The 225-nt window shown below is 52.0% G+C and carries 1 protein-coding gene; it reads right to left on the bottom strand.

Annotated elements, in window-relative coordinates; translation table 11 throughout:
- The coding region (locus tag HMPREF2857_RS11250; RefSeq protein WP_210384778.1) for a helix-turn-helix domain-containing protein at positions 1-182 on the bottom strand (182 nt) is incomplete at its 3' end.
- Positions 183-225 lie beyond the last annotated feature (43 nt).

Here is a 225-nt window from a genome sequence, read left to right as displayed (position 1 = left end):
TGCTTTGTCGGTTTCTCCACAAGACATAGCCTGCCATGCAGCACAAACCGACAATAGAGCCGGCGCGCAGCGTGTTTGGAGACACCCAGAGCATTAGCAGCGGCTCTATAGCCCATGCCCTGCTCAAATAGTTCAACCAATTGCTCGCGCTGATATTCGCTCAGCGAACTTTGTGCTCTCAATGACAACTGCTCCCCACTAGTCGGTAACTGATTTCTCAGTCCA

This window comes from Corynebacterium sp. HMSC076C10, assembly GCF_001812455.1.
In the GTDB taxonomy this organism is placed as follows: Bacteria; Actinomycetota; Actinomycetes; order Mycobacteriales; family Mycobacteriaceae; genus Corynebacterium; species Corynebacterium jeikeium_D.
This window is presented reverse-complemented; position numbering and strand designations above follow the sequence as displayed.